General features: G+C 49.0%; 22 protein-coding genes and 1 pseudogene. 10 read left to right on the top strand and 13 right to left on the bottom strand.

Annotated elements, in window-relative coordinates; genetic code table 11:
• Positions 1-38 precede the first annotated feature (38 nt).
• Both coaD and AEA42_RS15400 read left to right on the top strand, forming a co-directional pair.
• Entirely contained in the window at positions 39-530 is a 492-nt protein-coding gene (coaD, locus tag AEA42_RS15405; protein ID WP_011718800.1) for a pantetheine-phosphate adenylyltransferase, read from the top strand.
• Between the two features lie 66 nt (positions 531-596).
• Entirely contained in the window at positions 597-2,069 is a 1,473-nt protein-coding gene (locus AEA42_RS15400; RefSeq protein ID WP_055648190.1) for a capsule assembly Wzi family protein, read from the top strand.
• Between the two features lie 49 nt (positions 2,070-2,118).
• Here AEA42_RS15400 and AEA42_RS15395 read toward each other — a convergent pair whose 3' ends face one another.
• Complete coding sequence (locus AEA42_RS15395; RefSeq protein ID WP_055648189.1) at positions 2,119-3,135, bottom strand: NAD-dependent epimerase; 1,017 nt, start codon at positions 3,133-3,135, stop codon at positions 2,119-2,121.
• A 24-nt stretch (positions 3,136-3,159) separates the two neighbouring features.
• Positions 3,160-4,323: a nucleotide sugar dehydrogenase gene (locus AEA42_RS15390; protein WP_055648188.1), complete on the bottom strand. Its 1,164-nt coding sequence runs from the start codon at positions 4,321-4,323 to the stop codon at positions 3,160-3,162.
• Positions 4,324-4,555: 232 nt separating this feature from the next.
• Between AEA42_RS15390 and AEA42_RS15385 the strand changes: the two genes are divergently transcribed.
• From AEA42_RS15385 to AEA42_RS15375, 3 genes are read left to right on the top strand one after another with little or no spacing between them, the layout of a single operon-like run.
• A complete protein-coding gene (locus AEA42_RS15385; protein WP_011718796.1) occupies positions 4,556-5,287 on the top strand; it encodes a glycosyltransferase family 2 protein in 732 nt (243 codons plus the stop codon).
• Between the two features lies 1 nt (position 5,288).
• Positions 5,289-5,948 (top strand): VTT domain-containing protein, encoded by a 660-nt coding sequence (locus tag AEA42_RS15380; protein ID WP_055648187.1) that lies wholly within the window; start codon positions 5,289-5,291, stop codon positions 5,946-5,948.
• A 13-nt stretch (positions 5,949-5,961) separates the two neighbouring features.
• The gene (locus AEA42_RS15375; protein ID WP_055648186.1) at positions 5,962-7,686 is read left to right on the top strand and encodes a glycosyltransferase family 39 protein; all 1,725 of its coding nucleotides are present in this window, start codon (positions 5,962-5,964) and stop codon (positions 7,684-7,686) included.
• 61 nt (positions 7,687-7,747) lie between these two features.
• Here the strand turns inward: AEA42_RS15375 and mutM are convergent, their stop codons facing one another.
• The 8 genes from mutM to AEA42_RS15335 all read right to left on the bottom strand — a co-directional run bounded on the left by mutM (position 7,748) and on the right by AEA42_RS15335 (position 14,771).
• A complete protein-coding gene (gene mutM, locus AEA42_RS15370; RefSeq protein ID WP_055648185.1) occupies positions 7,748-8,563 on the bottom strand; it encodes a bifunctional DNA-formamidopyrimidine glycosylase/DNA-(apurinic or apyrimidinic site) lyase in 816 nt (271 codons plus the stop codon).
• Positions 8,564-8,587: 24 nt separating this feature from the next.
• Complete coding sequence (locus tag AEA42_RS15365; protein WP_055648184.1) at positions 8,588-9,043, bottom strand: hypothetical protein; 456 nt, start codon at positions 9,041-9,043, stop codon at positions 8,588-8,590.
• 81 nt (positions 9,044-9,124) lie between these two features.
• Positions 9,125-10,108, bottom strand: coding sequence for a GTP 3',8-cyclase MoaA (moaA, locus tag AEA42_RS15360; protein WP_055648183.1), 984 nt, complete (start codon positions 10,106-10,108; stop codon positions 9,125-9,127).
• 16 nt (positions 10,109-10,124) lie between these two features.
• Positions 10,125-11,924, bottom strand: coding sequence for a bifunctional molybdopterin-guanine dinucleotide biosynthesis adaptor protein MobB/molybdopterin molybdotransferase MoeA (locus AEA42_RS15355; protein WP_055648182.1), 1,800 nt, complete (start codon positions 11,922-11,924; stop codon positions 10,125-10,127).
• A gap of 30 nt (positions 11,925-11,954) precedes the next feature.
• A complete protein-coding gene (gene mobA / locus AEA42_RS15350) occupies positions 11,955-12,548 on the bottom strand; it encodes a molybdenum cofactor guanylyltransferase MobA (RefSeq protein ID WP_037428332.1) in 594 nt (197 codons plus the stop codon).
• Positions 12,532-13,239, bottom strand: coding sequence for an energy-coupling factor ABC transporter ATP-binding protein (locus tag AEA42_RS15345; RefSeq protein WP_037428334.1), 708 nt, complete (start codon positions 13,237-13,239; stop codon positions 12,532-12,534). The genes mobA and AEA42_RS15345 overlap by 17 nt, the downstream gene beginning before the upstream one ends.
• Positions 13,240-13,242: 3 nt before the next feature.
• The gene (locus AEA42_RS15340) at positions 13,243-13,950 is read right to left on the bottom strand and encodes an ABC transporter permease (RefSeq protein ID WP_011624596.1); all 708 of its coding nucleotides are present in this window, start codon (positions 13,948-13,950) and stop codon (positions 13,243-13,245) included.
• Positions 13,947-14,771, bottom strand: coding sequence for a substrate-binding domain-containing protein (locus AEA42_RS15335; protein ID WP_011624595.1), 825 nt, complete (start codon positions 14,769-14,771; stop codon positions 13,947-13,949). The genes AEA42_RS15340 and AEA42_RS15335 overlap by 4 nt, the downstream gene beginning before the upstream one ends.
• A gap of 284 nt (positions 14,772-15,055) precedes the next feature.
• Here AEA42_RS15335 and AEA42_RS15330 point away from each other — a divergent pair, with 284 nt between their 5' ends.
• Both AEA42_RS15330 and AEA42_RS15325 read left to right on the top strand, forming a co-directional pair.
• Positions 15,056-16,438 carry a sigma-54 dependent transcriptional regulator gene (locus AEA42_RS15330; protein ID WP_055648207.1) on the top strand — a complete coding sequence of 461 codons (1,383 nt, stop codon included), beginning with the start codon at positions 15,056-15,058 and terminating at the stop codon, positions 16,436-16,438.
• The gene (locus AEA42_RS15325; RefSeq protein ID WP_037423992.1) at positions 16,439-18,568 is read left to right on the top strand and encodes a cache domain-containing protein; all 2,130 of its coding nucleotides are present in this window, start codon (positions 16,439-16,441) and stop codon (positions 18,566-18,568) included.
• A gap of 259 nt (positions 18,569-18,827) precedes the next feature.
• Here AEA42_RS15325 and AEA42_RS15320 read toward each other — a convergent pair whose 3' ends face one another.
• On the bottom strand, positions 18,828-19,295 hold the full coding sequence (locus AEA42_RS15320; protein ID WP_055648181.1) for a GNAT family N-acetyltransferase: 468 nt from the start codon (positions 19,293-19,295) through the stop codon (positions 18,828-18,830).
• A 98-nt stretch (positions 19,296-19,393) separates the two neighbouring features.
• Positions 19,394-20,053, bottom strand: coding sequence for a 7-cyano-7-deazaguanine/7-aminomethyl-7-deazaguanine transporter (locus tag AEA42_RS15315; protein WP_037423985.1), 660 nt, complete (start codon positions 20,051-20,053; stop codon positions 19,394-19,396).
• Between the two features lie 228 nt (positions 20,054-20,281).
• On the opposite strand from AEA42_RS15315, the gene AEA42_RS15310 reads away from it, so the two are divergent.
• Positions 20,282-21,007, top strand: coding sequence for a transporter substrate-binding domain-containing protein (locus tag AEA42_RS15310; protein ID WP_055648180.1), 726 nt, complete (start codon positions 20,282-20,284; stop codon positions 21,005-21,007).
• Positions 21,008-21,031: 24 nt separating this feature from the next.
• On the opposite strand, the gene AEA42_RS15305 is transcribed toward AEA42_RS15310, so the two are convergent.
• The gene (locus AEA42_RS15305; protein WP_055648179.1) at positions 21,032-22,390 is read right to left on the bottom strand and encodes an isochorismate synthase; all 1,359 of its coding nucleotides are present in this window, start codon (positions 22,388-22,390) and stop codon (positions 21,032-21,034) included.
• A gap of 419 nt (positions 22,391-22,809) precedes the next feature.
• Between AEA42_RS15305 and AEA42_RS15300 the strand changes: the two genes are divergently transcribed.
• Positions 22,810-25,035, top strand: a complete 2,226-nt coding sequence (locus AEA42_RS15300) for a TonB-dependent receptor plug domain-containing protein (protein ID WP_055648178.1) — start codon at positions 22,810-22,812, stop codon at positions 25,033-25,035.
• Between the two features lies 1 nt (position 25,036).
• Positions 25,037-25,579, top strand: a pseudogene (locus AEA42_RS15295) (ABC transporter ATP-binding protein); the annotation flags it as partial.
• Positions 25,580-25,703: the final 124 nt, after the last annotated feature.

Genomic DNA, 25,703 nt, shown 5'->3' with positions numbered 1-25,703 from the left:
AATGATTTTTGGGTATCTATCTGAGTTGAGTCAGCAAAGTGCATACAAGAGCGATTTATCCTGGGACATTCGATCCCATTACCAATGGTCATGCCGATTTGATTGAGCGTGCGGCTAAGTTGTTTAAGCATGTGATTATTGGCATTGCGGCCAATCCATCTAAGCAGCCAAGGTTTACCCTTGAGGAGCGCGTTGAGCTGGTAAACCGCGTCACAGCCCATTTGGATAATGTGGAAGTGGTTGGTTTTTCGGGCCTGCTGGTGGATTTTGCCAAGGAACAGCGTGCGAGTGTGCTGGTGCGTGGTTTGCGGGCGGTTTCCGACTTTGAGTATGAGTTCCAATTGGCCAATATGAATCGTAGATTAAGCCCAGATCTTGAGAGCGTGTTTTTAACACCGGCCGAAGAAAATTCCTTTATTTCTTCCACCTTAGTGAAGGAAGTCGCGCTGCATGGCGGTGATGTGAGCCAGTTTGTTCACCCAGAGGTAGCAAGCGCGTTGACCGCCAAGCTTAACCTCGCAAAAGCCTGATAAGGCTGAGAATTTCTATAAAACCTTTGAGGCATCAGGCCTCGCGATGATAATGAAAAGGATGTTATGAAGGCTTTTTTGACCCCCTCTATCCTCGCTGCTAGCGTTGCATCTGGTTTACTGTTTTCTGCTTCCGTTGCTGCCGCCCCTTGGGTGGATGCCTCGGACATTTATTTAAGAGCCGATATTCAAGCACTGGCCGATGCGGGCGTGATCCGTGTGCCTGTGAATACCTTTCCATTGATGTGGTCGGGAATTGGTGGCGACTTGGCAAAAGTCGAACCCGAGCTATTGTCTCCCCGATTAGTACAAGCCTTTGCCCGAGTTAACTTTTACTATCAAAATGCCGTCGATAATCGCGGCAATGCTAGGGTTAAACTCTCGGGTGCGACCGATCCTGCTCGCTTCCAGCATTATGGCTCCGACTACCGTGAAAAGGGTGAGGCTAAAGCCTCCTACGAATACTTAGGCTCACGTGTGGCCTATAAAACCACAGTTGCTGAGACCTACGATCCGCAAGATAACAAAAACTTCCGTCTCGATGAGTCTTATTTTGCTGTAATCATGGGTAACTGGATTGCGACCTTAGGTACGGTTGAGCAATGGTGGGGGCCGGGATTTGACTCGGCGTTGCATCGCTCTAACAATGCGCGCCCTATGCAGTCACTGTCGCTCAGCCGTAATAATGCCGCCGCCTTCGAAACGCCATGGTTATCTTGGATTGGGCCTTGGACCTTCAAGACCGGTTTTAGCATGGCTGAAAAAGAGCGTGCCGTGCCTAAAATGGCTGAATGGGATATGCGTTTCACCGCCAAACCCCTTCAGCAGCTAGAAATAGGCTTATCTTGGTCAACACTATTTTGTGGTGAAGGGCAGAATTGCGACTTCGATTCTTGGTGGGACTCGGTGGCAAGCAATGCGGTGTGCATCGACGGTTCGGATTCTTGCTTGGCCGATCAACGCCGTGACGCGGGCCATAGAACCCAGAGCATCGATTTACGTTATGCCGACACTTGGCAGGATATTCCCGTTGGTTTGTACCTTGAGCATAGCTGTGAAAACGGTAGCGATTGCGGCTCACTCTGGGGGATAGATACCCATTTCGGCACATCGGGTAAGCAATTCAAGTTATTCATGGAATACTCGGATACCTTTGTCGAGTGTGATGGCAAGCCTAACTGCTTCTATGAAGATCCTGTTTACCTCAGTGGAGCGCGTTACTACGGCAGAGCTTTAGGTTCGACCTATGATAGCGATGCCCAAGTCTTTGTGTTTGGTTTGGTTGGTCAGTTCCATAACAGCCGTGGTTTTACTTCGCTACTGCGTTATGCCAAGTTGAATAAAGACGGCACCAATGTGGCGACCACATGGGCGCCACAGCCACCGAAGGAAGACTTGTTGATGCTGGAACTTTCTTACCGTATGCCGGTGTGGAAGGGCATGTGGAGTCTGGGCGGTACAGTATCGAGATCGGAATTTGATGTACAAGAAAACGATACTAATGCGACTTTCTTCAGCAGTTTTGAATACCGTTTTTAAGCGCTAATCCAATAAAGAGGCCTGCAAATCAGCAGGCCTTTTTGTTTTCTCAGAGAGCTGACTTCGCATAAAACGCGCGGTACCACTCGACAAATCTACCCACCCCAGTATTGATATCCACTTGGGGTTTATAACCCACCGCCTTAAACAGGTCTTCGGTATCTGCCCAGGTGGAATGCACATCACCGGGCTGCATGGGTAAGAATTGTTTATTAGCTTCAATGCCGAGTGCACTTTCGAGTGCGGTAATAAAATCCAGCAATTGCACTGGGCTGCCATTGCCGATATTGAATACGCGATAGGGTGCGCTGCTATTAGCCGGTGTACCGGTTTCTACACGCCAGTCCGGTGTTGGGCGAGGTGGTTTGTCTTGCACCCTGATGATGCCCTCAACGATATCGTCGATATAGGTGAAATCACGGCTGAGATCGCCATGGTTATACACATCAATCGTTTCACTGGCGAGTATCGCTTTAGTGAATTTAAACAAGGCCATATCGGGTCGTCCCCAGGGGCCATACACAGTAAAAAAGCGCAGGCCTGTGGTGGGTAACTGATAGAGATGCGAGTAAGTGTGCGACATTAACTCGTTGGCTTTCTTGGTCGCCGCGTACAGGGATATCGGATGATCGACACTGTCCTCGGTCGAAAATGGCATCTTTTGATTCAAGCCATACACAGAGGATGAAGAGGCATAGACTAGATGCTCAATCTTATGGTGGCGACAGCCCTCTAAAATGGTGAGATGCCCAACTAAATTGCTATCGGCATAGGCGAGGGGGTTATCGAGGGAGTAGCGCACCCCTGCCTGCGCGGCGAGATGGATAACCCGTTGAAAACCTTGTTCTGCAAACAATGCCGCTATGCCGTCTCTGTCGGCTAAGTCCAGTTTAATAAAACGGAAATTGCTTAAGGCCTCGAGCGGTGCCAGTCGGGCTAGCTTTAGCCCAACATCATAATAGTCATTGAGGTTATCGATACCGACAACTTCATGGCCCTGTGCGCAGAGGCGCTCACTGACTTTAGCGCCGATAAATCCGGCGGCGCCTGTGACCAAGTATTTCATAGTAAACCTTTATATTTTGGACGCTTAGTCGTGATGGAACAGATCCCGGGTGTACACCTTAGCGGCGACATCTTCGAGTTCATTGGCCATACGGTTAGAAATAATCACATCGCACATGGCTTTAAATTCGAGTAAATCGCGGATCACTTTCGAGTTAAAAAACTCGTCTTCCTTGAGTACGGGCTCATAGACCACGACTTCGATGCCCTTGGCCTTTATACGTTTCATTACACCTTGTACCGCCGAGGCGCGGAAGTTGTCTGAGTCGGATTTCATGATTAAGCGATAGATACCCACTCGCTTCGGTTGCTTACTGATAATAGCGTTGGCGATAAAATCTTTGCGGGTCGTGTTGGAATCGACAATGGCGCTGATGAGATTGTTAGGCACATCGTTATAGTTGGCCAGCAATTGCTTAGTGTCCTTGGGCAGGCAGTAACCGCCATAACCGAAGGAAGGATTGTTATAGTAATCGCCGATGCGCGGATCTAAACATACGCCTTCGATAATCTGGCGGGTGTTGAGCCCTCGGCTCTCCGCATAGGTGTCCAACTCATTAAAGTAGGCGACGCGCATGGCTAAAAAAGTGTTGGCAAACAACTTAATCGCCTCAGCCTCAGTGCTGTCTGTGAGTAAAATTGGAATATCTTGCTTAATGGCGGCGCGGGCAAGCAGATCGGCAAAGGCTTGGGCACGCTCGGAACGTTCACCCACTATGATGCGCGAGGGGTGGAGGTTATCGTAAAGCGCCTTACCTTCACGCAAAAACTCCGGCGAAAATAAGATATTGTCACTGTTGAGTTTGTTTCTCAGCCCTTCGGTAAAACCCACTGGCACAGTCGATTTGATGACTATGGTGGTATCTGGATTCAGGGCGAGTACTTCCTTCGCGACCCGTTCTACCGACTGAGTATTAAAGTAGTTGGTTTGTGGGTCGTAATCCGTAGGAGTCGCTATGATGACAAAATCGGCTTCTTTAACGGCGTTTTTGTCGGTCGTGGCACAGAGATTTAAGGTTTTATGCTGCAGATATTCTTCAATCAGACTGTCGGCGACCGTTGGTTTACGCGCATTAACTAACGCGATGCGCTCGGGCATCAAATCAATCGCTACTACATGGTTTTGCTGGGCGAGTAAAACCGCGTTCGACAGGCCAACATAGCCCATTCCAACTACAACTATGTTCATAGGTTTTATACAGTTTGGCATTTTGTTACCAAACTAGCATTTTCTGCGGAGATAAAACATGTCATTTCGATGAAATTCACAGTTCCAAATTAAGTGCTCTTTTCTCGATTTTCACCCGTATACAATGCTGGGCCTGCATACTGTTTAATTCATAACATCCTATCGATACAGATTTTTGTTTGCCACAATCCTATGTTACCGTACTCATGGTTATTAAGCTTGGAGCCTTAATGTGATTTCAGTCGTGATCCCCGCAAAAGATGAAGTGGGCAATATTGGCCCATTAATGAAAGAAATATGCCAAGCCCTGCAAGGGGTGACTGAGTTTGAAATTCTTGTTGTCGACGACGGTAGTCAGGACGACACTTTTGGTGAGGTGATGCACACCGCCGAGGTGATGCAATGCGATGCCAAAGCCATTCGTCACGAGCGCAGTACGGGTCAGAGTACCGCTATCTCCACTGGCGTTTTACATGCTCGTGGTAAATATATTGTCACCTTAGATGCCGATGGGCAAAACGACCCTGCGGATATTCCTGCCATGTTGGCCCAATTGCCGCAAATTCATGCCGAACACTTTTGTATTGCCGGTTATCGCAAAAACCGCAAGGACACGGCATGGAAGCGCTTCCAGTCCCGCTTTGCCAATAAAGTGCGTGATGCACTGTTACACGATGGCGTACCCGATACCGGATGCGGCCTAAAACTCTTCCCCCGTGAAACCTTTCTACGTATGCCTTACTTCGACCATATGCACAGATATATCCCAGCACTGGTGCGCCGCATGGGGGGCGAAGTATTTATTTCTGTGGTTAATCATAGGGATCGCCAAGTAGGCGTGTCTAAATATACCGCTTGGAATCGGGTCTGGGTCGGGATTGTCGACATCATGGGCGTCATGTGGCTCGGTCGCAGGGCGAAAATCGCTAAGGTCGCCCGTAGCGAAACCAGCTGGCACGATTAAGATGAAGCGACTCTATAAGGCGATTTTTATCGTCTTTATTTTGCTGGTGTTAATGTTTGCGGCCCAGCAAGGGTTATTCGAACATGTGACCGATAGCAATTGGGTGGCACACTTTATTGCCGCTCAAGGGGTCTATGCGCTGGCGGTATTGCTGATGGTGGGTGCCTTGTTTACCGCTGTCGGAGGGCCGAGGCAGGTGATCGCCTTTGTATTTGGCTTTGCCCTCGGCGGTATCTATGGCGGTCTATTTTCCACCTTAGCGGCATTGCTGGGTTGTGTGCTGGCGTTTTATACCGCGAGATTAACCATTCGAAGCAGCCTGCAACGACGTTTTGGCAATCGTTTACAAAAGTTTGAGGCGCTGATCCTTCATCGGACTTGGTTAAAAGTCTTAATGATCCGTCTGTTGCCCGTGGGGAGCAATCTGCTGACGAATCTGTTTGCAGGGGCGACACATATTCCTGCAGGGGGATTTATGTTTGGCAGCGTGCTGGGTTATTTGCCGCAGATGCTGATATTCAGTTTTGCGGGCGCGGGCATTGGCTTGTCTGATCATAACCAACTAGGGATCAGTATCGGGCTGTTTATTATCTCGAGTCTTATCGGCGCTTACCTTTATCGTTCGAGCCTGCGCAAGCAGGTGGATGAATTGGAAAACTAAATAGGGATTAGGAATGGATGCATTGAATCGTCGTTTCAATAGCGAAGATTATTACCAAGTACTCTGGCCGCTAATGTTGATGAGTTTGTTGATCTTACTGGTTGGCATAGGTTTTCGCTCTCCTTGGCCCGCCGACGAGCCACGGTTTGTTGAGGTCGCGCGGGAAATGGTTGCCTCGGGTCAATGGTTATTCCCTACCCGGGGCGGGGAATATTATCCCGATAAGCCGCCAGTGTTTATGTGGGCCATCGCCCTGTTTTATCAACTCACGGGGTCGTTAAAACTCTCCTTCTTACTCCCTAATGCCCTCTGTGGTTTGCTGACGGTATTCCTTGTCTATGATCTGGGCGCCAGATTGTGGAATGTGCGGGTTGGCCGCAACGCTGCACTGTTGCTCCTCATCGTGCCGCAGTTTTTGATGCAGGCGAAAAATGCCCAGATAGATGCCATGGTGATGTGCTGGATAACCGTGGGATGTTACGGATTAATCAGGCATTTTATGCTTGGGCCTAAGTGGCATTGGTATTTTATTGGCTGGGCATTTATGGGGCTTGGGGTGATCACTAAAGGGGTTGGTTTCTTACCCCTATTGTTGCTCATTCCAATTGGGATTTACGCCTTTAAAGATAGGACCCGTTTTGAGGGGCGTTTAACTTGGCTGTGCCTAGCGGGGCCGTTGGCCATGTTGGCCGTGATTGCCTGTTGGTTAGTGCCTATGGTGATGACGGTTCAAGCCCATGGCACGCCCGAGATGGTGGCCTATCAAAATAACATTTTGTTTAAGCAAACGGGCGAGCGTTACGTCAATGCTTGGCACCATATCAAGCCTTGGTATTTCTTCGTGCTGAGCGTGATCCCTTGGATGTGGTTCCCGATTTCGTTGCTGGTGGTCGCCTATTGGAAACAGTGGCTGCAAAAGGTGAAGGCCGATCCCACCATCGTGATTCTGCTGATTTGGGTCGGGCTCGTGGTGCTGTTTTTCAGTATCAGCCCGGGCAAGCGCAACGTGTATATTCTGCCCGCATTACCTATGCTGGCCCTCGCGGCGTCGGCGGTATTAACGGGTGTTTCACCTAAAGCTTGGTTTGAAAAACTAGTCACTGGTGTGCTGTGGTTCTTGGGCTCGCTCGTGTTAGTGGCCGGCGTGCTGGCATTTATCCATCACCCTGCACTTGTCAAAGCGCTGGCGGATTATACCGATGATCTCACTAGCATTAGTTACTTATTTATTTTGCTCGGGGTGCTTTGGTGTGCCTTGCTGTGGCTGGCGCGTCGTCAGTTTGCACTGGTGAAAGTGGGGTTAGTTTCAGCCTTGGGCTGGGTGCTGGTGAGCACTTGGGGTTACGCTATGCTTGATGAAATGCGCACCCCCAGAAGCCTGATGCTACATACCGCCGAAGTGATAGGTGAGGATGCCGAGCTTGGGTTAGTAAACTTTAAAGAGCAATTTATTCTGTTCTCGCCCATGAGTGTGACGCATTTTAGTTATCTCGCGCCAGTAGAAGAGCAGGAGCGTAACGCGTGGCAATGGATGCTGGAGAACAAACAGCGTTATGTGCTAGCACCTAGCGGTGCCGAGCTGAGTTGTTTCGATATTAAAGGCGGTAAGAGTATGGGGATTGCCCACCGTGACGAGTGGATTTTGTTATCCGCTGCGGAACTTAAGCCTCAGTGCCAAGCGCCAGAGCGTGAGTACCGTTACTTTACCGATCATCCTGGCCGTTGGTTAAAAGAGTAATCAAACACCATATCGAAGAAGCTAAAAATGCCTGCAATAGCAGGCATTTTTATGAGCGAGATTAACGCGTCTGGCAGATGCCGCAAAACACTGTGGTGCGCTGACCAAGGCGGATTTCGCTGAGTAGATTGCCGCACTGAGTGCAGGTTTCGCCGCCGCGGCCGTAAACATGCAGCTTTTGGGCGAAATAGCCGGGTTTACCCTCGGCATTGGTGAAGTCCTTAAGCGTAGTGCCACCCTGCTTGATGGCGTGGGCGAGGATTTGTTTGACCTCGACAACCAGTACCGTTAAGCGTTCAATATCTATCTTGCCCGCTTCCGCCTCGGGGTGTATTCCGGCGGCAAACAGGGCTTCGTTGGCGTAAATATTTCCCACACCCACCACAATATGGTTATCCATCAGGCAGAGTTTGATGGCCTTTTTCTTGCCCGCCAGCGCGGCAGCTAATTGATTGACGTTAAAGGCATCGGTCAGAGGTTCTGGCCCGAGTTTTTCTAGCAGTGGATGGGCTTCCTCTGGCAATTGGCACCATAACCAGGCGCCGAAACGTCTCGGATCGTTAAAGCGCAGAATACGGCCATTGGCGAGGACAAGATCGATATGGTCGTGCTTCTCCACTGGCGTGTCATGGGGCAGGATCCTTAGGCTGCCCGACATCCCCAAATGCACTATGCTGGTGCCGGCATCGGTATCGATTAACAGATATTTAGCGCGGCGGCGCACTTGGCGTATGGTTTGGCCGATGATCTGTTTGGCAAGTTCGGGAACGGGCCAACGCAGTGAGGCGTTACGGACTACTAGGTCAACCACGGTTTGTTCGACAAGATATGGGGCTATGCCCTGACGGGTGACTTCGACTTCTGGTAATTCCGGCATGATTGAGTTCTTTTAGGTAATAGATTAGCTGGTGGATTTGGCATCGAGGATCGGTTGTAAATCGGCCCTTAGGCTGGGGGGCACTAAGTACCAGTTGCTCGCGGGAGATTTAAGGACGCCTTCATCGGGGAAATAAATCCAGCGCTGTGATTGGCGAATATCGGTAATTTGGATCACCAGTTCCTGAGGTTTGCCAGTGGGTTGTGGCGCGTCATTCAAGGGCGAGACCCTTAAGCCTTGCCAAGCCTTTGCCCATTGCTCACAGTTGAGTACTTGTGGATCGCATTCCCAGCTTGAAGTTTGTTTGTGCAGCCAAATACCATCCAACTGCAACTGAGCCAGCGGGGCATTATCATCAAATAGCCGTTGCGCATCACTGGGCACATTTTGGGTTTTCTTATCCATAAACGTGAGCACGCTAATGATAAACACGCAGGCAAGAATAATGATGTTATTCCACTGTTTACGAGTAAGCGCCATAGGAAGAGTGACACAAAAAATAGGACTAATGCCATGAGTGTATCACGGCAAAATTGAGATGCTAGCCCTGAGGTGAGGAGGTTAACCGCCGGTGGCGTTCATAAAACGCAGAATTTGTACTTCGTTATTATCGAATACATGCCGCTGAGGTTTGCGCTTAATGCCTTGGAGAATGGCAGTTTTTAGCCGTTCAATATCGCCGGGGAACTCTCTTATAATGCTTTTTAAATCAACGGAGTGCTCATTACCCAGACAGAGCAATAGCTGCCCCTCTACGGTCACGCGCACCCGATTACATTCGTGGCAAAAGTTGTGGCTATGGGGTGAGATAAAGCCGATGTGAATTGGACTATCGACCATCTTGTAGTAACGCGCGGGTCCGCCTGTGCGTTTATTGGAGAGTTGTAGTGGATAATGCTCGCTAATCATGGCCTTAACTTCATCACTGCTGCAATGGCGCATGCGTTTGCGTTCATCCATTTCACCCAGCGGCATTTCTTCAATAAAGGCGATATCGAGCTTGCGGTCGCGGCAAAAGTTAACCAGATCGATGACTTCATGATCGTTTTGCTGTTTGAGGATCACGGCATTGATTTTTATGCGCGTAAAGCCTGCGGCAATGGCCGCATCAATGCCTTCGATAACGCGTACTAATTTGCCGTTGCGTGTCAGTTGGGTAAAGAGTTCGGGGTTAAGGGTATCTAGGCTGATGTTTAAACGCTTAAGACCCGCATCAAACATAGGTTTGGCAAACTTACTGAGCCTAGAACCGTTGGTGGTCATCGATAAATCTTTGAGCCCTGGAAGCTTGCCCAGTAAGTGCACCAGTTGATCACAATCGCTACGCACTAGCGGTTCGCCGCCAGTGAGGCGAATTTTGGTCACCCCCAGTTCAGTAAAGGCTTGGGCAATCCAAGCCAACTCTTCGAGGTGCAGTACATGGTCCTTGGGCAAGAAGCAGGGATCTTCGGTCATGCAGTAGACACAACGGAAGTCGCAGCGATCTGTCACTGAGAGTCGTAAATATTCGACCTGACGGCCAAAGGCATCCACGAGTTGGCTCATAGGGACTCAGTGGCTCTTATAGAAGATCGGCAAAAGGCTGAATAAACACGGTTTCACCCGCATTCACCGCTTCAGCATCATCTCCAATGATGATAAGGCAATTGCCTTTGACCATAGAGCTGAGCATGCCCGAACCTTGGTTACCTGTGCTGGTGACGTGCAGCCTGCCATCATTACCGAGGCGATAAATTCCGCGGATAAACTCAGTGCGGCCCGTGCGGCTACGCAGGGTTTCATCGGTAATCGCCGGGAATAACGGCGCCTGCCAGTTTGTTTCACCGCCGAGTTTACGCAGCGCAGGTTGCACAAATTGCAGGAACGACACCATCACAGCCACCGGATTGCCGGGTAAGCCGAAGAATAGACTATCGCCGACCTTACCAAAGGCGAGTGGGCGACCGGGGCGCATATTGATCCGCCAGAAGTCGATATTGCCAAGGCGTGTCAGCACTGCCTTGATGTAGTCGGCGTCGCCAACGGAAACACCGCCTGAGCTGATCACCACATCGGCCTGCGCCGCGGCTTTGGTTAAGGTCGCTTCGAGTGCGCTTTCGGAATCTTCAATAATACCTAAGTCAATGACGTCACAACCTAAACGTTTTGCCATTGCCTTGATGGTGTAACGGTTCGAGTCATAGATACAGTTTGGATTTAGTGCTTCGCCGGGTTGGCTGACTTCATCACCTGTTGAGAACACGGCCACGGTCGGGCGACGATAAACCGTTACTCGGTCAAGGCCGAGGGAGGCTAATAAGCCCTGTTCGGCGGCGCTTAGGCGTGTGGCTTGGGTGAGGGCAACTTGGCCTTGGCCTATGTCTTCACCTGCAAGGCGAACGTGTTGGCCCTGTTGAATGCGGCCATCGAAACTGACCTTGGCATTAGCCTCGTTAGCCAGCTCTCGAGGTTGAACTGTATCTGCGCCTGCGGGTACGGGCGCGCCCGTCATAATGCGCACGGTTTCACCCGCTTTGAGTGTGCCCGAATATTGATGTCCGGCTAATACTTCACCGACTAAGTTGAAGCTCGCTGGCAGCGGATCTTGATAGGCGAAGGCATAACCATCCATCGCCGAGTTGGTTTGCTGCGGGACATCCACGGGCGAAATGCTGTCGCGGGCGAGCACGCGGTTATCTAATGCATCTAAACCTATGTCTTCCACCTCAGTCACGGGGACGACATGGGATAAAATCTGCGCCAAGCCTTGGCTCACGCTGAGGTTTTTATCGCTGCCCAAGGTGCAGGCATCGACAGTCGCGATCGGTAATGCGGGGTTGGGTGCTTGCCAGCTATTGGCGTATTCCATAACAAAGTCAGCAATTTGCGCGACATTGTTAAGGTCGAGTCTTCTTAGCTCACTCGGCAGTTCTGTGTCATCACAGCAAGCGATGGCGAGAATGTTGTCGTCTTGGGTATAGATAAACGGCTTACCGTGGGCGGCGCGGTGCAGCTCAATTTTCGGTAATGTGAGTTTTTTAAAGCCTTCGACTAAGACGATATCGACTTTATCGGCTTCAATTTGCTTGAGTAGGTGGACTAACTCTGGGTCGCCATCGCGGGCATCTTCGGTCATTAGCGCCCAACGCACATGGGAGGCGACTAGCATTTGCCGCGCGCCGGCTTTGCGCATCTCGTAGCTATCTTTACCGGGAATATCGACATCGAAATTGTGGTGAGCATGTTTGATCACCGCCAGACGCAGGCCGCGCTGATTTAATTCGGGGATCAATTGCTTGAGTAGGGTGGTTTTCCCCGTGCCGCTATAGGCACAAAATCCGAGAACGGGAATAGATAGCGGATTGACGAAGGGAGTACTCATTTGCACCTCTAATCTAGGAAATTTGAAGCCTTAGCTTTGGTTTATCTCTGCTGCCAGTCGTTGTTTTTGTTCTGGCGTGTTCACATTGACGAAGGCATTGGGTTGATCGGCAAAGGCCGCCACGGCAAAGCGATGTTTGGCATACCAAAAATCAATTTTACGCTCACCCGCTTCGAGAAAGGCGGTCATCGACTCGCGCAGGCTCGGCTTTAATAACATCACCACCGGCTGCTCACGTTCCCCATCGCTGGCCACGGCAAGTTCAGCATCGTTTGCCTCAATGGCGGTTAATAAGCGGGCGACTAAATCCCGCGGCAGCAGTGGACAATCGCAGGGCACCACGAGCAGATAGTCTGCTTGAGTGTGACCCATAGCGGTGATCATGCCCGCCAAGGGGCCGAGAAACCCAGTATGCTCATCACTCAACACCGTAAAACCGAACTCAGCATAGCGTGTTTGGTTACGATTTGCGTTGATCAGGATCTCCTTAACCTGAGGTTTTATCCGTTCGATAGTGTGTTCTATCATGGCCTTGCCGTTTAGCTCGACGAGGCCTTTATCGTCCCCGCCCATACGGCGTGCCATACCACCGGCAAGAATAACCGCATCAATTTGCAACGACATATAAAGATCCCTGTGTGGAGTTTGTGTGCGTTTGCTGATGGGAGGTTATCACCTGTTGGTCAGCAATGTGCCACTGCTGCTCGCAAATGGCGGTGAGCGCACAGTTTTGGTGGCTGCTTAGCAGCATTCCCGTCCCTTGCTGTTTGAGCTGTTGGATCATTTGCAGCACTAAGGCTTGGGAGTCCTTATCCATATTGGAGGTCGGCTCATCGAGCATCAGTAACTTTGGCTGCAATATCCAAGCGCGGGCGATAGCGAGGCGTTGTCTTTCGCCGCCGGATAAATTGCTGGCTCTGGCTTGCAATAGCGAGCCTAGTTGAGCCATCTCAATTGCTTGACCAATTCTACGTTTGGCTTCGGTTTTTGAGGCAGCAAAAGGTAAACCGTAAGTCAGATTGTAATTGACTGTGCCATCGAATAGATAGGGGTGCTGGTGGAGATAAATGGCCTTTCCAAGCAAAGGGTTACGTTTCCACCATCCATCTTTTTTAAAGCCGCTCAACTCAATGTTACCCTGAGATGGCGTCTGTAGACCCGCGAGGATCTTCATTAGGGTCGACTTGCCCGAGCCGTTGTCACCCTGCAAATAAATAACGTTCCCTTGGCATAACTCGAGGCTATGGGCTTTGAATAATAAGCGCGGGCCAAAGGACATTTCCAAGTCGCGGGCGATCAGTTTGGCTTGGGTCATAAGTTAATGGCTCCTTGGCGTTTCTTTGCCGCGTAAACTACCTAAGGCAAAGTTGAGGATCAAGGCCAAGATTAGCAGCACTAACCCGAGGGCGATAGCTTGGGCGAAATCGCCTTTACTGGTTTCCAGTGCGATAGCCGTCGGGATATTACGTGTTACGTTTAAGATGTTGCCGCCGACCATCATAGAGCAGCCGACTTCGGTGAGAATACGGCTAAAGGCTGCGACAATCGCCAGCAATAATGGCATACGCAGTTCACGGCACACTGTCCAGACCGCGCTAAACCAAGAGGCACCTAAGGTACGTGAGGTTTCCCATGCCCGGCGATCGACACTGGTGAAGGCCGCTTGACTCATGGCAATCATCACGGGGGCACAAATCATCATTTGGCCGAGGATCATCCCCTCTTGAGTGAACAACCACTTTAAATCCCCAAGCGGGCCGTTGCGGGTCAAGATGAGATACACCAGCAGGCCGATAACGACCGTAGGGATCGATTGCAATGTTTGTACTAAGTTAGTGACAAACCACTTTCCGGGGAAATGGGCAAACGCCAACACAAAACCGAGCACCATAGAGGGGACTAAGGTGATGAGCAGCGCCGCGAAAGAAACCGAAAACGAGACAGAGATGATGGACCAAACGTCGGGGTCCAATGAAAACAGCAGGCTTAACGCCTGCTGTAACAGTGCTAGCCAGCCTTCGCTCATTCGCTATAGGTTGCCTTGAACAGTTGCTCGCCTTCAACTTTGAAGTTGTTGATCATGGCTTGACCTTCTTTGCTGATCAGCCAGTCACTGAAGGCTTTGGCGCCTTTGTGGTTCAGATCTGGGTATTTAGCTGGGTTGATCAGAATCACTTGGTATGGGTTCGCTAGGGTTTTACCGCCATCGAAATCCACGCCTAAGTCCAGCTTAGTTTTGTACGCCACGAAAGTACCACGGTCAGACAGCGTATAACCTTGTAATTCGTTTGCCATCAGCAGGGTTTTACCCATGCCTTGACCGACTGAAGTGTAACCTTTGAAGTCAGGAGTCACGCCTGCGGCTTTCCATACTTCTAACTCTTTGATGTGGGTGCCAGAGTTATCACCACGAGAGACGAAAGGTAAGCCAGATTTCGCGATTTTAGCGAAGGCTTCTTCGGCAGTTTTGCTTTCACGTAGTTTTGCAGGGTCGTTTTTAGGACCTAACACCACGAAATCGTTTTCCATAATGCCACGTGGCTCAACACCAAAACCGTCGGCAACAAATTTTGCTTCAGCACTTGGGGCGTGGGTCATGACTAAATCCACATCGCCTTGCTCGCCCAGTTTCAGGGCTTTACCGGTACCCGTTGCGATAACTTGTACTTTGTAGCCTGATTCACTTTCAAACTTAGGCAGTAATTCTTTTAACAGACCTGAGTTTTCAGTACTGGTGGTGGTGGCTAACTTGATCACTTCAGCCGATTGAGCGGGTAACACAGTGAGCATGCTGGCTGCAACAACCAGGCCCAGTAATGACTTCATATGAGATTTCACGTTTAGCATGGATACTCCTTGGCGAAAAATAGGGTTCCGACTCAATTGCCTACTGAGTGGGAGGTTCCGTAAATTGTAATGCGTTCGATTGAAAGCAAATAGGATGCCAAACCAATAATGACGCATTTACGTTCACAGCTTGATCTAAATTGTGACTTCGATCTCAGGCTCAGCAAATAGTTTGCAGACAAATTGTCTCAGCGCATGCTTCTTATGGTTCATAGTGACCTATTTGTCTAGTTTCAATGCTAGAATTGGTCGCAATTGAGTCAAAATGTCCAGAAGTGAGCACTATGAGCCAGATAGATAATAACCTCAAGCCCCTTCCTTCCGCTGTTTCAGTCCTGATCGTCGATGACGAGCCGGGGATGCGTAGCTTTTTGAATAAGGCACTTTCGAAGAAATTCGCCTTAGTTGAAACCGCGGGCAGTATTGAAGATGCTGAGCAGTTACGTAGTCGCTGCCATTTCGACTTGCTGATTGTCGATATCCGCTTACCCGGTCGCTCGGGTATCGAGTGGCACGAAGCCTTAGACGAGCAAGGTCGACGTTCCGATGTAATCTTTATGACCGGCTATGCGGATTTAGAGGTGGCGATTAAAGCGCTGCGAGCAGGTGCCTCAGATTTCATTATGAAGCCGTTCCACCTCGAGCAGATGATGTCGGCGGTTGACCGTTGTATTGAACGCCGTTTGCTGCGCCGTGAAAACTTAATGTTGCGTCGCGAAGTCTCTATCGGCTATTCCTCTACCATCATAGGGAGTAGTGACGCCATGAAGTCGGTGAAGCAAGTGATTGAGCGCGTGGCACCGACCAATGCCGTGGTGTTAATTCAAGGCGAATCGGGCACGGGTAAAGAGTTAGTTGCGCGCCAATTACATTTACTCAGCGGTCGCCAAGGGCCCTTCGTGCCAGTTAACTGTGGCTCGATAGCCCCCGAACTGCTTGAGAGTGAACTCTTTGGTCATACGGCTGGCGCGTTTACTGGTGCTAAAGGTAACCGTGAAGGCCTATTTAGTTTTGCCTCCGGCGGTACGATTTTCCTCGATGAAATTGGCGAGATGCCGCTCAAAATGCAAACAGCGTTGTTAAGGGTGCTGGAGCAGAAGGCGATTCGCCCGGTGGGCAGTGAGAAGGAAGTCAATATTGATGTCCGGGTGATTGCGGCAACTAACCGCACTCTGATGGATGAAGTCGAAGCGGGGAACTTCCGTCGCGATCTCTATTATCGATTGAATGTGCTGGATATTTTTATTCCGCCACTGCGTGAGCGTCCGGAGGATGTGGTCGAATTGACCCACCATTTTACCCGTCAATTGGCTGCAGAGTTGGGCGTGCGTGAAGTGGTGTGGAGCCATGAGGATATGGTGAAACTGCAACAACATGAATGGCCGGGTAATATCCGTGAACTGCGCAATATGATTGAGCGTTGTATTCTGCTTGGTAAACCACCGGCGGAATACTGGAAACAGCAGGTGAAAACTGAATCGTCTGCTTTGCAGGGGTATCCTTTGGATTGGCCATTAAAAGAAGTGGAAAAACATCATGTGACGAGTGTGGTGGATCTGCATTCTGGCAATAAATCTGCTGCGGCTCGGGACTTAGGGGTTTCCCGTAAGACCTTAGATCGCAAATATAAAGAGTGGTTTGGCGTTAGCGACGAGCAGGAGTTTTAAGTGTCTTTTTTTACTCACTTTTTTGGGGTTAGTTGGCAACAAATGCAGGCCAAAGTGCGTTATCGCATTTTGATCCTGACCTTATTGCCGATTTTGCTCACGTTAGTGAGTCTAGTGTTTATCACGATTTACTGGAATATCAGTTATACGGGTAAGCAACTGTTTATGAAGGTCAAAGCCGATTTGGCTGTGGCTGAAAACACGCTACAACAGGTACAAGTTCGCCAAGAAAAACAGCTAGAAAGGGTAATGACGTCATGGACATTCCAGAATGATTTTAGGCCGATCCTCAGTGGTGCATTAGATCATAGGACGAGCATAGATAGTTTTCTTGATGAGCAAAAGCAGCAACTCGATTTAGACTTTTTGCGGCTGGTCAGTGTCGCTGAAGCGGCGGCTGATCCTGACTTACGACAGATTTTACCGAAAATGGGTGGAATGTTGCCTTATTCGGGACTGATGGTGTTATCTCGTGAACGTTTGGCGCGGATTGACCCTGATTTAGCGCAAAGAGCGAGTATTCCACTGTTAGCGACCTTGCGGGCACAAAGTCCCAATAAGCAAGTAGAGGACCGTGGTTTACTCAGCCGTAGCTTGTTGCCGATCCCCGATACTGAAGGCAAAGTGGCATGGTATCTCGACGGCGGGGTGTTATTTAACCGTGACACCCGCATCGTTGATCATATCCGCGATCTTGTCTACGACAAGGGCACCTTGCCCGAACGTTCAATTGGTACTGTGACGATTTTTCTCGATAATATTCGGGTATCGACTAACGTTCCTTTGCATTTTTTTCCACAGCCGAATGAATCCCAAGGGCGTGCACTGGGGAGTTTGGTCTCGGAGGAAGTGCGAGAAAAAGTGTTAAATCACGGAGAGTTATGGGTCGATAGGGCGTTTGTGTACAATGATTGGTTTATTTCTGCCTATGCGCCGTTAGAAGATGTCCGTGGACAACGAATTGGGATGATTTACACCGGTTTTTCGGAGTCACCTTTTATTCATAACTACCTGCTTAATATCATTGAGTTAGGTACCATTCTGATGTTAGTGCTGCTTATTTCTGGATTGCTGGTTTACCGCGGTGCCTACAGTTTATTGCAGCCGATTGAGCGGATTCACCATGTGGTGCAAGCCGTGCAGTCTGGGCGCAATGTGCGTATTGGTGCCTTGGGGTTAGATAGGGATAACGAGTTGTCGAATCTTGCCGAGCAGTTCGACCGTATGCTCGACCTATTGCAGCGGCGCAACGCGCAAATTCAGGCCGCTGCCGAACAGCTCGAAATGAAGGTCGAAGAGCGTACTCGTAGCCTGCAAGATAAGACCTTAGAGCTACAGCGTAACGTCGCTCTACTCAATGAGACACGCCAGCAGTTAGTGACCAATGAAAAGTTGACCGCTCTAGGAGAGTTAACCGCTGGTATTGCACACGAAATCAATAATCCGACCGCTGTTATCCTCGGCAATATGGAGTTACTGCGCTATGAGCTGGGTGATAATGCCGACGTCGTAAAAGAAGAAATTGATCTAGTTATTCAGCAGGTTGGTCGTATAAGCACTATTATCCGTAGCCTACTGCAATATAGTCGCCCGGGAGAGTTTAACGCTCCCTTAGAGATGCATCCTATCACGCCGATCATTGAGGAAATGCTGGTATTAGTGCGGCATTCAATTCAAAAGCAAGAAGTTGTGCTGATAACGGAACTGAACGCCAGTTGCCCTGTTCAGGTCAATCGCCCGCAGTTACTGCAAGTACTGATTAACCTTGTGGTGAACGCAGCCCATGCGATGGATGGTAAGGGACGCATTTGGGTTCGCACTTATGATTGGGTGCAGCAAGATATGCCGATTGGCGTCAAAATCGAGGTTGAAGACGAAGGGTCTGGGATTGAGCCTGAGCAATTGGGGCGGATTTTTGATCCTTTCTATACCACGCGTAAAGATGGCACTGGTCTTGGGCTGTCGCTCAGCTACGGTATTATTAAGCGCATCGGTGGCACCATAGAGGTGAGCTCTGTATTAGGTAAAGGCTCAATCTTCACCATTGGCTTGTATCACGAGGCTAAGGAAGATCAACAAAACAACCTTTACGATGGCTTACATTTTTCGGGACATAATGCTGAAATCTAAATTCTGCGCGAGTTAAGTATAAGGTTAGAAGAGCTTTATTTATTGAATAACAAGCAAAAAAAAGCCGGATGATGAATCCGGCCACAAAAGAGTGTGTGAGCAATGTCGTGCTTGCAAACTCAGGAGCACTTTAACAACGTCAGATTACCAGTCATCGGTGTTAAAGATGAGTTTTGGAACGCAAGTTAACGATAATCATTCTCAATTGTGTTTGCAAGCTATTTATTGCAAAAAATGCATATTTTTATCTATGGTATGTTTATGCCGCCACAATAGACTTGCTTAAATGTAATTTATGGTTGATCAAACTCTGAGGATCGGCATTTAGCTCGGTAATTAAATATTGGTTTCTAATCAACAGATTGAGCATTGCAGGGAAACGATTCATGGTTTTAACCTGGATATGGTTATAGCCTTGGAGGCTGGCCCATTTCTCTTGGTATTCCAGTAGGCTTTGTGCTAATCCTAAACGTCTAAAGTCTGTCGCAACGCCACCTAACCAACTGTAAAAAATCCCTTTTTCCTGTTCATATCCCAGCTTGAACCCCGCCAGTTCGCCTTCCACATAGGCTAGGAGAACCAAGCAAGTCTTGCCTGAAAGCCGTGCCGTTAAGGTGTCTGGCGTCAATGGACGGTCGAGCTCAGGAATTTGCTTACTTAGTTCGATGAGTTGTATGGCTAACTCGGGAGTCAGAGTTGTGATTGCTTTGATTTCAATTGAATACATAATTTTCTCTCACAAAAATCAGCCCCAATAGCGTATCAAACGCATTGGGGCCGAATAAAAACTGTTCAAATTATAACAGGTCTGGCCAGTTGAGTTAATCAGGAAAATGATTTTTGTGGGCTGGTTTGCAATATCTTGTCTTGTAACACTTTCAGTAGCACACCGTAGGCGGGTAAGAATAGCCCTAGGCTAACAAGCAATTTAAAGCTGTAATCGACAGTGGCAATTTCAGGCCAGTTGGCGGCCATAAAGCTGTCTGTTGAAGCATAAAAAGCGATGCTGAAGAACACTAAGGTATCGACTAAATTACCAACAATCGTCGATGCCGCAGGCGCGACCCACCATGAACGGCTCTGGCGCAGACGGGCGAATACAGTGATATCCATCAGCTGACCAATCAAATAAGCCGCAAAGCTGGCAAACGCAATACGAAACACAAAGGTGTTCCATTGGCTTAAGGAGTCCATCCCTTGGAAGCTACCCTGATGGAATACGACTCCCATAACATAGGAAATCATCAGTGCGGGCACCATGGCCTTGAGGATGATGCTTCGAGCGGGTGTTTGTCCAAAAATGCGCACCGTTAGATCGGTTGCAAGGTAAACAAAAGGAAAACTAAACGCGCCCCAAGTGGTGTGATAACCAAACAATTGAAACGGCAGTTGTACCAAGTAGTTGCTTAGGCAAATAATCAGTATGTGAAATCCCACTAATAGCAGGAGTGCGCGGCGAAGCTGCGCAGGGGTTAACATTAACATATGTGGCCTTTTTAGTTGTGTAGGGCGGGGTGAGGGAACCCGCTAAATCGTCTGCTGTTATTTTATCCCGTTCCAGCGTGCTGAAATCGGGCCGCCATTATAGTGACCATGTTTGAAGATGCAAGCTTACGGTTTATATTTCAAGCAATTTAGCCGCGAATACAGCGCAAACCTAAGGCATAGGGATCGAAATTGTCCTACACTTTTAAGAAATGTTAGGAGAAACCGATGAGATTATTTTTTGCCGCCTTGTGTGTTAGCTTATTGAGTTTCTGTGCTTTCGCGACTCCCAATAAGCCGGTCGTGGTGCATCTTGTCACAGCCTCTTGGGAAGGTTTTGCTAATCCTGATGAGACGGGTTACTACTTTGATCTCCTCAGGCGTGTCTTTCCATCACCGGAATGGCAGGTCGATGTGCAGTTTATGCCTTTTGCTCGTACCTTATATCTGATTGAAAGCGGACGGGTTGATATGGTTCTCAGCGTGTACAAAGGCGATGTGAAAAATAGCCTACTGAGTGAAAATGCCGTTGAGCTTGATTCAATTGATGCCGCAGTAACGCCTCAAATTGCAGCAACTTGGGCAGGGATGGAGAGTTTATCCCATAAGCGAGTCCAAGCCATGCTGGCTTATCGTTACAATATGCTGACCTCCATACCGATGTTTTACGAAGAAAGTAGCGACATGTTGAGTATGCTCAATAGTGTAAATGCGGGACGAATCGATGCCGTACTGGATTACAAAAAGAATATGGAGGCGCTCATTCCTAAACTGAGGGCACCACAAACGTTTGTGATTATCCAAGGCGTGTTAAATGCAGAAACTTTTTTTGCCTTTGCCAATACCGAAAAAGGACAAATGCTAAAGCAACATTTTGATATTGAACATAAAAAAATCATTGACTCCGGTGAGCAGGATAGGCTTTACACCGAGACCAAAGCAAAGGGGTTTTAATGTTTTGGCATCAGTGTTAAATGTTTATAGCTCAATCAGAATCGACATTATCGTTGCAAGTTTATTCTCTAGCTCTTGCCACTCAGCCTCGGGATCTGAACCTGCAATAATGCCCGCACCCGCAAACAGATTAATTTTACCTGGCTCAATCAATGCACTGCGGATGGCGACTGAAAACTCACTCTCATCTTGATTAAAATATCCGCAAGCGCCAGCGTACCAGCCTCGCATATAGCCTTCCCGCTGGCGAATGAACTTCATTGCAGATTCTCTAGGGAGGCCTCCCACCGCGGGTGTAGGATGCAGTGCTTGTAACAGCTGAAAATCGTTTACGCCGGGCTTTAACTCGGCACGAATAGCGCGGTGCAGATGCTGAATATGATTTAGCTTAAAGATTGTGGCCGCTTCTTCTGCACCGACATATTGACTCAAAGGCGTGAGCATATTGACTATGTGACGGCGAACAAGCTGATTTTCAACACTATTTTTATTGTCTTCCAGCAGCGCATTGGCTAGCGCCACATCTTCTTCTTTATTTAATCCGCGAACTGTCGTGCCCGCTAATGCCTCGGTAAACAATTGTTGCCGACGACGACGAAATAAGCGCTCTGGGGAGCAGGAGATATAAGTACGCTCAGGGCTAAATTGGAATCCAAATTGAAAGCTGTTGGGGTTACGGCCTTGCCAGCAGGCTAATACCATCCAAGGATCAACTTGCTCGTTAACCTTAAGCTCTGTCAAACGTGAGAGAACGACCTTGGGCGTATCTTTATTAAATTCAGGCTCAACGACTTGTTCGACTAAGGTTTTCCAACGAGGAAAGTCCGGAATATCTTGGCGGCTCTCTAGGGTGAGTTTATTGGGTGGCGCCAAGGGGCGTGCTGGCATAACCGCTTCAATAGCGGCAATCGCAAGGTCGATCTCATCGATAGGATTGTTATCGGCAAAATTAAGATTTACCCGCAAACTAAACTGATCTGCACTGCGTCTAAACTCAATTCTGGGTAGTACAAATCGGCTATTACCAAACTCAGGCCAAGATTCAATGCTGCGGTCAAAGGCTACACCGCCATAGTATCGAATGTCTGGATTGCTAGATAAAACACGTTGCCGTTCGTAAACACTGGCCAGCTCGTTATCCTGGACGCCAGTTTCAAATTTTATGTCTTTACAAGCACCTATAGCTGTAACTTCTTCAATTTTGTCACGCCCATGCCAGTAGATGCGTGGATATTGAGTTTGTGATGCCAACCATGAAATCAAAGGAATAGAGACAGTCGTTAAAGATAGCTGCACTATCGGCTCCGACGCTGGAACCTGTTTCATTTGAATGAGTTTGTCGATGAGAGACTTAAGGTCTTCAGACAGGGCATGAGCAGGCAAGTAAAACTCCAAAGATAACGGAATGAAGGTAGTGGCTGAAGTTCCGGTTCTCAGCGGTGAATATGAACTAGATTAATGCATTCTTTTTAAAGTCATTTACACCAAGTTGATTAGAGCGTGTAAATAAGAATCTTTCGCTCAAATTAAAGGCCGAGGCCGTCAGTGTCAAGAAGCAAGCCATGAGTGTGTGACTTTTACCATAGTCTCATTTTAAGACGCAAAAAAATGTGACCAAGATGGGTCTTTTTGTCGATACCGTTGCCAGTGTTGGACATTTTGTCTCTTTGTGACTAAAGGCGTGTTCCATTTGCCGTAATTAGTCGATCTGGGTTGGTTTTTAATTTTTTTTTGGTTGAGACGGAATTATCTAAGACCACAATAGGGGGCACATCTTAAATTTCCTGTATGACAACAATAATATGATTACCAGACAAACGATTTTTAGAGTGTCGTCCTTAGCGTTAGCGATTGGGCTCAGTTTAACTGCTCACGCCGATGAAATCGCCCGCGATCCCCTGCTAAATGTGAATGAAGTGATTGTAGTCCATGGCGAAGGCGCCGATGCGGAGCAATTGGCGACCACTCATTGGAGCATCAATGAGGCCGAAATCCGTGCTTTGGGTGCGCAGACATTAGACCAAGTGCTGAAGAATGTGCCCGGGGTTTATATCCGTGTGGGTGGTGATGGCACCCCTAGGGTCGATATACGTGGTTTTAAGACCCGCCATGTCACTCTGTTGGTAAACGGCGTGCCCATGAGCAGTGCCGACGATGGGCAGTTCGACCCAAGCGTGATCCCAACCAGCCAAATTGCCTCGGTTGAAGTGTCGGTCGGCCCGACTTCAGTGCTGTACGGCCCAAGCGGTGCCGGCGGGGTGATCAATATTATTACTAAGCAAGGCAGTACTGCGCCCGCCTTGTCTGGACGTGTAGAAGCGGGTAAAGACAATACCTTTAATGGCGACATCAGCGCCGCAGGTTCGGGTGATGATTGGCAGGGATTAGTGAGTGTTAGCCGTCAACAGACTGATGGTTTCCCGATGTCGAACGATTTCGAGCCGACCAAATATCAAGACGGTGAACTGCGTGCCAACTCAGATAAAGAAGTCACCAACGTTTATGCCCAAGGTAGTTACTGGTTATCGGATAAGACCCAACTGATTGCCAACGCGGCACTGCGTAATGGCGAATGGGGCAAACCTGCCCGTGATGGAACTGGCAGTGGCAAACTTAAGTATGAGCGCACCGACGATTACGATTCACATACCTTCCAGCTCGGCTTAGCCCATCAGTTCGACGATACTTTTACCCTGCGTGGTTTTGGGTATCACAATCAAAGCGATACCTTAGAAGCCGCTTATGCCGATGAAACTTATTTGGCATTAACGCAAACTCAAGACGGTCGCTCCGTGGTTCAAGGGGTCAATTTACAGCTGATCACTGATTTTCATAAGGCCGGGCTGTTAACCACCTCTGTGATTGCTGAAGAGCAGAGCTGGAAGTCTGTAGTGGACACATACTCCAGCAATACTGGTAGTGGTACGGGGAATAACTCGGGCACTGGTTCAGGTTCCGGCAGCGGCTCTGGTAGCGGTGGCGGAACAGGTTCTGGCGGTGGCACTGGCAGCGGTGGCGGAACAGGTTCTGGCGGTGGTACTGGCAGCGGTGGCGGAACAGGTTCCGGCGGTGGTACTGGCAGCGGTGGTGGAACAGGCTCTGGTGGTGGCACTGGTAGCGGTGGCGGAACAGGTTCTGGCAGTGGCACTGGTAGTGGTGGCGGAACAGGTTCCGGCGGTGCTGAAAATCTAAACGATTCCGCATGGTTATATACCGCTGCGGCCGAATATCAGTATCAATCTGAGCACAACTATGGCGTTACCTTAGGTGGAGCTTTCCATTCACTCGATGCCTCTGATGGCACGGATGATAATTACTCGGCAATGGCATCTAGCTACTGGCAAGTGGTACCCGATTCACGTTTAAGCCTAAGTGTGGCGCGTAAAGTCCGTTTCCCTTCCATGGTGAACTTGTATTCGCAATCATCGGGTAACCGTGATTTAGAAGCAGAAGAGTCTAAGCATGTTGAGTTGGGTCTAGAACAAAACTTACCCGCCAGCACCGACTTCTCGCTCTACGGTTATTACACGGATGCGAAGAACTACATTGCCAAAGATACTGCGGGTTTCTACCAAAATATGGGGCGCTATGAGTTCAAAGGGATTGATTTTCAAATTAATAACCATGTGATTGAACATTTGGATCTGAGCTTCTCCTACAGCTACTTAGATTCAAAAGAAATGGAAGGCGACGATACCTTAGATGCGCTGCAATACCGTCCTCGTCACCAACTGCGCTGGCAAATGAGCTATGAATTCCCATTCGAGACACAAGTCCACCTCAATGTGGAACGTATCCTCGATCAGGTTTATGCGACTCAGGTGAAGGTAAACGGACAAAACCAGTATCAACAGCAATCGTTGGATAATTACACCTTAGTGGATATCAACTTAGTGCAGCCGCTGATCACCGATAAGTTAGACGTGTATCTGCGTGCCACTAACCTATTGGATGAGAACTACTACCAGAGTGAAGCCCTGCCTCAGGCTGGCCGTCAGTTCTTCGTGGGTGTGAACTGGCAGATTTAAGATGAAATTACTCGAGCTCGACGGTGTCAGCTTTAACTATGGCAGCCAGCTAGCCCCGGTTTTACAGGAGCTTAAGCTCTCGATTGGCGCAGGCCAATGCCATTGTGTGAGTGGGCCCACGGGCTCGGGTAAATCAAGTCTATTAAATCTACTGGCGGGCGTACAGAATCGCCCGCATGAGGGCGATATTTGGCGTCACCCCGAGTTGGTTACTGGCTTAGTGATGCAGGATCCGCAAACCCAGCTACTAAGGCAAACAGTGGGCGCCGAAGTCGCCTTCGCCTTAGAGAATCTCGGCATCCCCGCCGAGAATATGTTACCTAAAGTGCAGTTAGCGCTGCGACGCGTCGGGCTGTTTTTACGGCTCGACACCTCAGTCAGCACCCTTTCCCTCGGTCAAAAATACCGTTTGATGATTGCCGCACAGTTGGTGTGTGAGCCGCATTTACTCTTGCTCGATGAGCCATGGGCGCAGCTCGATGACCATGGCGTGAGTGAGCTGTTAGCGGTATTACGTAATCTAATTGCCGAAGGCATGGCACTGAAGAATCCCCTGATGATTTACAAATAAATCATCAAATTAGGGTGGAAGCGCATCTTGTTGCATGATCAAATGGTTTCGCTAAAAACTACACTTGGACAACAAGATGCGCGAAGCCAATATCCTA

This window comes from Shewanella sp. Sh95, assembly GCF_001308045.1.
Taxonomy (GTDB): domain Bacteria; phylum Pseudomonadota; class Gammaproteobacteria; order Enterobacterales; family Shewanellaceae; genus Shewanella; species Shewanella xiamenensis.
Note: the sequence above shows the minus strand (reverse complement) of the source record. Positions and strands in the feature narration are given on the sequence as shown.